Source organism: Vibrio sp. 1751 (assembly GCF_033339895.1).
Taxonomy (GTDB): domain Bacteria; phylum Pseudomonadota; class Gammaproteobacteria; order Enterobacterales; family Vibrionaceae; genus Vibrio; species Vibrio alginolyticus.
In genome coordinates this window covers 1-9,645 of record NZ_JAWOVM010000120.1, presented here as the reverse complement: position 1 = coordinate 9,645, position 9,645 = coordinate 1, and the positions used below count along the sequence as shown (strand labels likewise).

Genomic DNA, 9,645 nt, shown 5'->3' with positions numbered 1-9,645 from the left:
TCAGCAAGGATGTAGTTAAGCTCTAGGATAGAGTTCGCCCGTCAGGATGATAGGCAAGAATGGACACCGCTAGGAAGGCGATGAACAAGGAACTCGGTTAAAGGACTTAGCCACAATCAAGGATAGATGCAGGGAGCACCTATTAGTAGCTGGATTGCTGCGAAAAAGAATAAGCCCCGTCTGGGAAACCAGGCGGGGTTTTATTTTGTCTGTAATGTATTGATAACGATTCATCTTTATCGTTTAAGTCTTCTCTGTTTTCATAAAACACCGTGCTATCATTTTCTTTACGTCTCCCAACAAAGCTCTCAGAAAATCACACACTATGCTTAATCCTGTTTGGTTACATACATTTAAGACATTGATTGAAGTCGGTCATTTTACGCAAACGGCAGAAAAACTTTTTATGACTCAGCCTGGCGTCAGCCAACACATCAAAAAATTAGAGCAAAGTTGTCAGCATGCCTTGATCAAGCGCGAAAACAAAAGCTTCGAATTAACCGAGCAAGGCAGGATTGTCTACGCATATGCGCTCGAGTTAGAAGATAGAGAGAAGAAGTTGCTCGAAGAGCTCAGTTTTGATGATGCGTTTTCAGGCCATTGTAAACTAGCTTGTTCTGGTGCAATGGCGTTAATGTTGTATGGGCCCATTTTGGAGAAGCAAAAACAGCACCCGAGCTTATCGTTACATTTAGAAGCCGCGCCAAATCAATCTATTCTCAACGCCATAACGCAAGGGCACATCGATATTGGTATCGTGACTGATGTTCCCAACAAAGGTCTGTTTCACAGTGAGCGAATTGGTAAAGAGAGGTTGTGCTTGGTTCTGCCAAAGCATTATCAAAATAAGCAGATAACGCCACAACTCTTGCATGACTGTGGTGTCATTAGCCACCCTGATGCCGAGCATTACATGACGCTGTTTTTTGACCAATGTGAAGAACCACAGCTCCAAGAAATTAAGATGAGCGATTTACCATTATCCGGCTACGTAAATCAATTGAGCCAAATTTTGCTGCCTGTCAGCAAAGGACTTGGCTTCACCGTGCTGCCTCAAAGTGCGGTCGACAATTTTCCACTAAAAGACACGTTATACATTGCTCAACTGAAAAACACTGTATGTGAAGAGCTATTTCTGGTTCGTAAGCGCAGTCGTGCTCTACCTCTGCGCTATCAGACCATCAAAGAAGTGTTATTGGATGTGATCGGTGGTGCGCATCAATGATGTTAGCCACTCTTCGCTGGTAATGCGTTCCTCTTGGCAATCCACCCAATATGGTTTGCCAGATAACCAACTTTTCGACGCAACTTCTTTTATAAACACATCCACGGAATCAACGTCATCTTTGGCGTAATCCCATTTATTGCGCATGTGTTCTGCCGCTTCTTGATTAGTGTACGCCTTGCCGTTGCGGATAAAGGTGCAAGAGGATTGCTCAACTCGTTTTATCAACGTCGAGATATCTTGCTCTACCCCTGCTAGTGCAAAGGTGGGCAGAATGCTTAATGTAAGTAACAACGTCCACTTTGCTTTCATCGCACCTTTATCCTTATCCCTGACCACGTAACTACTAATAGTAACTACTGATAAGTGACTTAACTATTCTGGTGTTTGGCTGTTTAGCTCAGCAATTATTGCCACCATGCCTTAGCAGGCTGAGGCTCCGCAATCGCCAAGCGTTGACCAATCTCAGGGCTCACCAACGTAACACCGCGCTCTTCACTGATGTCTAACGCACGTTGCATTGGCTCATTCCAATCGTGCATTGATAAATCAAACGTGCTGTTATGGATCGGCATCATCACTTTGCCCTGCACATCGATGTGTGCTTGAACGCTTTGCTCTGGGAACATGTGAATGTCTGACCAGAGTTCATTGTACGCACCTGTTTCAATCATGGTGAAGTCAAACGGACCGTACTTTTCGCCAATCTCTTTAAAGCCATTGAAGTAACCAGAGTCACCACTGAAGAACACTTTGTGTTGTTGTGCATTGATAACCCAACTGCCCCACAGCGTCGTATCGCGGTCTGTCAAACCTCGACCAGAGAAATGCTGAGTCGGAGTTAGTGTATATTCAATGCCGTCAACAGAGTGTGACTCCCACCAGTCTAGTTCGATCACTTTCTCTTTGGGTACACCCCAATTCACCAGTAATTGGCCAACTTTTAACGGCACCAAAAAAGTGCCCACCTTATCGCCTAGCACTTTAATAGAAGCTTTATCTAGGTGATCGTAATGGTCATGACTGATCACCACCACATCGATAGTTGGCAAATCTTCTATCGTGATGGGGGTTTGGTGAAAGCGTTTTGGCCCTGCCCATTGTACAGGAGACGCGCGATCACTGAATACAGGGTCGGTCATTACCAGTTTTCCATCGAGCTTCATTAATACGCTTGAATGACCCAGACGATAGATGACGTCATCTTGCTCTTCTAACAGTTGCCGCGCTGTGATCGCATGCACTGGAATTTCAATCGTTGGTGTTGGGTTAAAGCGCTCAGTCGTAAAATACGCTTTCATGATTTCGAACATGTCGCCCAAACCGCTTTTGTATTCCAACTCTGTATTTGCAAATTTGTCCGGGTATGTTGGCGCTTTTTCAGTATCAACATTAGAACAAGAAATCATGGATGTACCCATCGCGAACGCTCCTACTGTGGCTAGCAAAGTTTTTTTCATAAAAAGTTAACCCGAACAAAAGTAAACTACACGGTGCAGTTTATATTCTAATTATCAAAAGTAAACTACTTAGTGTAAAATAGATCAAGAAATGATCTTCTTAACTTAGCAAGCTTATGAATGTAAAAAGAAAAAGTCGTAGCGAAACCAAAAGAGAAGCCATCTTGTGCGCGGCAAGGCAAGCGTTCCAAGAGTTTGGGGTGCAAAACACCAGCATGGATAAGCTCTCTGCAATCGCACAAGTCTCTAAGCGCACGGTCTATAATCACTTCCCTTCTAAGGAAGCGATCGTGACGGAGTTGCTGACTGAGCTTTGGCGTTCGTCAATGATGGAAAGCGATATTAAACGCTTGGCCACTCTGCCACTCAAAGGTCAATTGATTGAATTACTCTACAGCGAGATCATTGTGGTGACGGAACCAAACTATATTGAGCTGGCAAAAGTGGCATTTGGGCACTTCTTATTTAAGCCGGAAGATCTCAAAGAACAAGCAGAACAAATGTCGAAACAGGAAACCGCCCTGTATCGTTGGCTTACTGAGAAATCGAACAGTAACGCTTTGCAAATTGATGATGTACATATAGCAAGCACTCAATTGCACAACTTACTTAAAGGCAGTGCATTCTGGCCGCAGTTAATGGGAATTCGCCCCTCTTTGTCGAATGAAGAATCTAGGCTGTTAGCGACCCAAACGGCGGAACTTTTTTTAAGTCACTATCAAAACAGCTAAAAACAGCGGTCAAATTGGCCGCTTTTTTAAGCGATAATTCGTGACAAAGCGATGAAATTTTTGCTCAATTTTATTTATCTCACCCTTGACAGTCTCATACCGCAAGGCGTGAGCGTTCGATAAAATATTTTTGTCGTGTCGACGATGCTTTTTCGTTTTCATCTCACAAAAAAACGCCCTAAGGTGCGCACCTCTGACGACGTGGTTGTTCAACCACAATTCTAAATCGTTGAAGTAAGTAGGTTATGTCATAACATGATCACCTGCCTACTGCATTCTATGCTCTATACTTATATTTTAATTTGGTACTGACTTACTAAGGAATTGCCATGCGTATTGCTATTCTCTCTCGTAATGAGAATTTATATTCAACCATGCGCCTAAAACAGGCGGGTGAAGAACGTGGGCATCAAATCGATGTGATCGACACGCTTCACTGTTATATGGACATTACGAGCAACAACCCTAAGATCCGCTACAAGGGTGAAGAATTACCGCAATACGATGCTGTTATTCCACGTATTGGGGCATCTATTACGTTTTACGGCACTGCTGTTGTACGTCAGTTTGAAATGATGGGTACATTTTGTGTCAACGAATCTGTCGCGATCAGCCGCTCTCGTGACAAGTTGCGCTCATTGCAACTGCTATCACGTAAAGGCATCGGTTTGCCACGCACTGGCTTTGCTCACCATCCTGACAATATTCAGGACGTGATCAAAAACGTTGGTGGCGCACCTCTAGTGATTAAATTGCTAGAAGGCACTCAAGGCATTGGTGTTGTACTTGCTGAAACAAATAAAGCGGCAGAAAGCGTGATTGAAGCTTTCATGGGTTTGAAAGCTAACATCATGGTGCAAGAATTTATCGAAGAAGCAAAAGGCGCGGACATCCGTTGTTTTGTTGTCGGAAATAAGGTGATTGCCGCAATGAAGCGCCAAGCAAAGGAAGGCGAGTTCCGTTCTAACCTTCACCGTGGTGGCTCTGCACAACTCGTGCGTTTGAGCAAAGAAGAGCGTGCGACCGCTGTAAATGCAGCGAAAGTGATGGGCTTGAACCTTTGTGGTGTGGATATCCTTCAATCTAAAAATGGCCCAGTGGTAATGGAAGTGAACTCTTCCCCTGGTCTAGAAGGCATCGAACTAGCAACGGGTAAAAACATTGCAGGTATGATCTTCGATTTTATCGAGAAAAACGCTAAGCCAAATTCAAACCGTACTCGCGGTAAAGGTTGATTTTTGTTTAACGCACAAGAGAGCCAAAAGCCGGCTCTCTTGTTACTCGTCGCTAGGATGACACTATGAATCAGAAAATGATCATTGGGAATGCCGAAGCTATTTGCTTGCCAGAGTTAGGGATTACTCACCTTGAAGCGCGTATTGATACAGGCGCTCAAACCTCTTCATTACATGTAGACAATATTGATTGCTTTGAAAAAGATGGTCAGTCTTATGTTGCATTCGATCTGCACCCAGATGTATACCATTTAGAACAAGTGGTTCGCTGCACAGCGAAACTAAAAGCAAACCGTAAGGTTAAATCTTCTAACGGTACTTTTGAGCACCGCTGCGTGATCACAACGATGCTGCGTATGGGCGACCAACAATGGCCAATCGACATTACGTTGACTAACCGTGAAAAAATGACTTACATGATGTTGTTAGGTCGTCAGGGCATGGCAGACAAAGTGCTCGTTGATCCTAGCCAATCTCACTTATTGGCATCTTAACCCCGTAGCTTCAGATGAGTGATCGAACGTTTTTGTTGAGCATCACTCGTCTGGCTTTATCTTCGCCTACTTCCTACGAAATAACGCAAACAACAATCCCTTCGCTTTAACTTTTGTCACTCGCCAGTGCGTCATTGGCTTAGTTGGCGCTGTATTCAAAATGTGCTGATACGCTTTTTCATCCAAAGTCACCTCTCCCCCATGTGCCAAAAGCAAACATTGCGGATTCATCTCAAACACACGCTTTAATGATTGCCGATATTGATTCGGATGAAATATGGGAAACGGCGCAATCAGATGCTTTTTCACCTGCACCATTAAATCCGCCACATACAACACATCTTGTTCAGAATGATAAACCGACAGATCTCGGTCGGTATGCCCAAGCGTTTCTAGCACCTGCCAATCATCAAATCCAGGAATAAACTCTCCATCAATAAGTTCAATATCTGGCTTTAGCTTGCGGGAATACCACAGGTTTTGCTTTGGTTTACGCATCCGATTCGCCATCCAGCGTGCTAACATCAAATCGGTCAAATGCATTAGCCAACCGTCTACACCGCTATACCACTGGTTCTCTCGCTTTGCGGCCAATAGCTTGCATCCTGTTAAGTCACGTAGTTTGTGCGCACCACCAGCATGGTCTGGATGCATGTGGGTCACAACAACCAACTTTAGATCAGAAAAAGGACGATGGAGTTGATGTTCAATAAAGTCTTTAAGATGAGGAATGTCTGCTCGACTGGCACCATCAAGCAACAATAATCTATCGGGATATTCGGCGAGATACATGGTCTGAATGTACCCCTGAATTCTGTGCAGCTGCAAAATATGTCCTTATTTTAGTGAGATGCTTCATGACCGAATCCTTACTGGTCAGACCAACTATAACAGCAGAATGGACGCTTCGGTAAACAAATATTCACACGTAGCGACGACAACAAATCATAATCGAGATGATAGATTTTAATCATTAGACTCAAGGGCCCTTTTATCCGTTAATGCGCGCACACGGAGTTCGTGTCAGGGTATGAGGTAAATACCTCATGATTTGCTTTTTTGTACTTTTCCTTCTAATTAATTAAGGAGTTAAGTACATTTTTGTGAGAATCGAGTTGGAAAAAGCAACTAAATTAGACCGCATCCGCGCGGACTACAACGTTCACTACTGGAGCCAAGGTTTCTACGGCATTGATGACCAAGGCGAAGTATATGTATCACCACGTAGTGATCGTGCACATCAAATCCCTTTCAGCGCTATTGTAAATGAGCTAGAAGCGAAGCAGTTAAATCTGCCTGTATTAGTACGCTTCCCGCAAATCGTGCACCAACGTGTGCATGGTATTTGCCACGCATTCAACCAAGCAATTGAAGAATACCAATATCCAAACAAATACTTGTTGGTGTACCCAATTAAAGTAAACCAACAACGTGAAGTGGTGGATGAAATTCTAGCGAGCCAAGCTCAACTAGAAACCAAGCAGCTTGGTCTTGAAGCGGGTAGCAAGCCAGAATTGTTGGCGGTACTTGCATTGGCTCAACAAGGTAGCTCCGTAATCGTGTGTAATGGCTACAAAGACCGTGAGTATGTGCGTCTTGCACTGATCGGTGAAAAGCTGGGTCACAAGGTATTCATCGTACTAGAGAAGCTTTCTGAGCTGGATCTGGTACTAGAAGAAGCGAAAAGTTTGGGCGTAAAACCGCGCCTTGGTTTACGCATTCGCCTCGCCTCTCAAGGCGCAGGGAAATGGCAAGCAAGTGGCGGTGAAAAATCGAAGTTTGGTTTATCAGCATCGCAAGTGCTTAGCGTTATTGAACGTCTTAAACGCGAAGGCAACCTAGACGCGATGCAACTGGTTCACTTCCACCTTGGTTCACAGATGGCAAACATCCGTGATGTACGCAATGGTGTGAACGAGTCTGCACGTTTCTACTGCGAACTACGCGCACTCGGTGCAAACATCGAGTACTTCGATGTGGGCGGCGGCTTGGCAGTGGATTATGACGGCACACGCAGCCAATCATCGAATTCGATGAACTACGGCCTTGCAGAATACGCACGTAATATTGTGAACACAGTGGGCGATGTGTGTCTGCAATACGAACAACCAGTGCCAGTGATCATTTCGGAATCGGGTCGCTCGCTAACAGCGCACCACGCTGTATTGATTTCTAACGTAATTGGTACCGAGTCGTACCTACCGGAAGAAGTACATGAGCTTGATGAGGACGCTCCGCTTTTGCTACAAAACATGTGGCGAAACTGGGAAAACTTGCAAGATGGTACAGACGCTCGTGCGTTAATTGAGATTTACAATGATACCCAAAGTGATTTGGCAGAAGTGCACTCTCAATTTGCTACAGGTGTGCTTAACTTGGAACAACGTGCGTGGGCAGAACAATTGTCACTGCGCATTTACTTCGAATTAAGCCGAAAGATGAGCACTAAGAATCGCTTCCACCGTCCGATTCTGGACGAGTTGAGCGAACGTCTTGCGGATAAGTTCTTCGTGAACTTCTCTCTCTTCCAATCTCTACCAGATGCTTGGGGTATTGATCAGGTGTTCCCTGTTCTGCCACTTTCTGGTCTTGGCGAGGCGGAAGAACGTCGTGCAGTGATGTTGGACATCACATGTGACTCTGATGGCGCGATCGATCACTACGTTGATGGTCAAGGCATCGAGAGCACGCTACCTGTACCAGCTTGGAGCAAAGACAAACCGTACCTAATGGGCTTTTTCCTAGTAGGCGCATACCAAGAAATCCTTGGTGACATGCACAACCTATTTGGTGATACCCACAGTGCTGTAGTCAATGTTGATGAACACGGTCAATTTGAGATCAGTTACATCAACGAAGGTGATAGTGTAGAAGACATGATGCGCTACGTTCATATCGACGTGGATGCGATTCGTGACAATTATAAACAATTGGTTTCACAGCGAGTTGAAGCCAATGAACAAGCACAAATCCTAGCAGAACTAGAACAAGGTCTAGCAGGATACACCTATTTAGAGGACTTCTGATATGAATGATTTGTTTACTAAAACTGATTATTCGCTTTACTCCAACTCTATGTCGTTTTTACGTCTGCCGTACATTCGTAACCCGGTATCGGCAGACGCAGACGTTGTGGTGTTGGGAGTCCCTCTGGACATGGCAACATCTGGTCGTCCAGGTGCGCGTATGGGTCCAGATGCAATTCGCCGTGCCTCAGTCAACTTGGCATGGGAAGGTAAGAAGTTCCCTTGGAGCTTCAACGTATTGGATAAACTGAAAGTGATCGACGCAGGTGATCTCGTGTTCGATTGCGGTGATGCGGAAGATTTTACTTACCGCCTTGAAGCGGTAACCAGTGAAATTCTAAAAAGTGGTAAAACCATGTTGGGATTGGGCGGTGACCACTTCATCACGCTACCTATCCTGCGTGCCTATGCGAAGCATCATGGCCAAATGGCGTTGATTCACTTTGATGCTCATACGGACACCTATGCAAATGGCAGTTCATACGACCACGGTACGATGTTCTACCATGCGCCGAAAGAAGGTTTGATCTCAGCAAAGAACTCAATACAAATCGGCATTCGTACGGAGTACAAACAGCAAGATCACGGCTTCAATGTGATTAATGCGATGCAAGCGAATGACATGTCGGTGAACGAGATCCTAGAAGAAATTCGTCGCACCGTCGCAGACAAGCCAGTATATGTCACTTTTGACATCGACTGCTTAGACCCGGCCTTCGCACCGGGAACTGGTACACCAGTTTGTGGTGGCTTGAACTCAGACAAAGCGCTGAAAATTATTCGTGGTTTAGCCGGCATGAATATCGTGGGTATGGATGTTGTCGAAGTATCGCCTCCATACGACCACAGTGATGTTACCGCACTAGCGGGAGCAACCATCGCACTAGAAATGCTTTACGCATACGCATCTGAGCGCGAATAGACATAATCATTTCTAAGGGAGCTTCGGCTCCCTTTTCTTTCTGATGCCTTCCTCTACCTTTTATTCACTCGTTTCATCTTGAACTCAGATCAACCGAGCAGACGCTTTATTTTTGCACTTTAACCATTAAAACCAGTTACCTATAAGGCTCATTCTATTCACGAAAAGTAAAAGATTTAACGTAATTAGACAAAGAAATGCACCGCTTTTTGAAAACAAAATCGGATTAGTTTTTCTAATTTAAATCATAGATTTTTATCTTGCTCAACTTCACACTTTCCGATTGCTAATTATACAAGCAAGCACTATTATCTCGCGCAAATATCCCCGCAACACAAGAAGTCAGTTGGCACTCTGTAAAAGAGCGCTAAGGTTTTTTACGTCTTAAACTTTTTGGAGAGATACGCAAATGTCTGCTTCGTTTCCATTAGCGAAACTTACCTTTTTAATCGCTATATTGACTGCCGTGGGTCAAATGACCCAGACAATGTACGTGCCTTCAATCGGTCATATGGCGGGCGAGTTTTTGGTATCTGCGTCATCACTTCAAGC

Annotated in this window: 9 protein-coding genes and 1 pseudogene; 7 read left to right on the top strand and 3 right to left on the bottom strand. The window is 44.6% G+C overall.

Features of this window, described 5'->3' with window-relative positions; translation table 11 throughout:
- Window positions 1–325: 325 nt before the first annotated feature.
- The gene (locus R7041_RS21390; protein ID WP_017635526.1) at window positions 326–1,225 is read left to right on the top strand and encodes a LysR family transcriptional regulator; all 900 of its coding nucleotides are present in this window, start codon (window positions 326–328) and stop codon (window positions 1,223–1,225) included.
- On the opposite strand, the gene R7041_RS21385 is transcribed toward R7041_RS21390, so the two are convergent.
- Both R7041_RS21385 and R7041_RS21380 read right to left on the bottom strand, forming a co-directional pair.
- Window positions 1,193–1,537 carry a DUF5329 family protein gene (locus tag R7041_RS21385; RefSeq protein WP_017635527.1) on the bottom strand — a complete coding sequence of 115 codons (345 nt, stop codon included), beginning with the start codon at window positions 1,535–1,537 and terminating at the stop codon, window positions 1,193–1,195. The two genes, R7041_RS21390 and R7041_RS21385, sit on opposite strands and share 33 nt — an antisense overlap.
- Window positions 1,538–1,632: 95 nt before the next feature.
- Window positions 1,633–2,646, bottom strand: a complete 1,014-nt coding sequence (locus R7041_RS21380) for an MBL fold metallo-hydrolase (RefSeq protein ID WP_017635528.1) — start codon at window positions 2,644–2,646, stop codon at window positions 1,633–1,635.
- 155 nt (window positions 2,647–2,801) lie between these two features.
- Between R7041_RS21380 and R7041_RS21375 the strand changes: the two genes are divergently transcribed.
- The 3 genes from R7041_RS21375 (at window position 2,802) to R7041_RS21365 (ending at window position 5,145) form a co-directional block, all read left to right on the top strand.
- Window positions 2,802–3,416: a TetR/AcrR family transcriptional regulator gene (locus R7041_RS21375; RefSeq protein ID WP_206949478.1), complete on the top strand. Its 615-nt coding sequence runs from the start codon at window positions 2,802–2,804 to the stop codon at window positions 3,414–3,416.
- Window positions 3,417–3,745: 329 nt separating this feature from the next.
- Complete coding sequence (gene rimK / locus R7041_RS21370; protein WP_005374224.1) at window positions 3,746–4,651, top strand: 30S ribosomal protein S6--L-glutamate ligase; 906 nt, start codon at window positions 3,746–3,748, stop codon at window positions 4,649–4,651.
- Window positions 4,652–4,716: 65 nt separating this feature from the next.
- Window positions 4,717–5,145, top strand: coding sequence for an ATP-dependent zinc protease (locus tag R7041_RS21365; protein WP_005384193.1), 429 nt, complete (start codon window positions 4,717–4,719; stop codon window positions 5,143–5,145).
- A 66-nt stretch (window positions 5,146–5,211) separates the two neighbouring features.
- Here R7041_RS21365 and R7041_RS21360 read toward each other — a convergent pair whose 3' ends face one another.
- Window positions 5,212–5,937 carry an MBL fold metallo-hydrolase gene (locus tag R7041_RS21360; protein ID WP_206949493.1) on the bottom strand — a complete coding sequence of 242 codons (726 nt, stop codon included), beginning with the start codon at window positions 5,935–5,937 and terminating at the stop codon, window positions 5,212–5,214.
- 323 nt (window positions 5,938–6,260) lie between these two features.
- Here R7041_RS21360 and speA point away from each other — a divergent pair, with 323 nt between their 5' ends.
- From speA to R7041_RS21345, 3 genes and pseudogenes are all read left to right on the top strand, one after another.
- On the top strand, window positions 6,261–8,171 hold the full coding sequence (gene speA / locus R7041_RS21355; protein ID WP_242531722.1) for an arginine decarboxylase: 1,911 nt from the start codon (window positions 6,261–6,263) through the stop codon (window positions 8,169–8,171).
- Window position 8,172: 1 nt separating this feature from the next.
- Window positions 8,173–9,093 (top strand): agmatinase, encoded by a 921-nt coding sequence (gene speB, locus R7041_RS21350; protein ID WP_206949480.1) that lies wholly within the window; start codon window positions 8,173–8,175, stop codon window positions 9,091–9,093.
- Between the two features lie 409 nt (window positions 9,094–9,502).
- Window positions 9,503–9,645 (top strand): annotated as a pseudogene (locus R7041_RS21345) (Bcr/CflA family drug resistance efflux transporter); the annotation flags it as partial.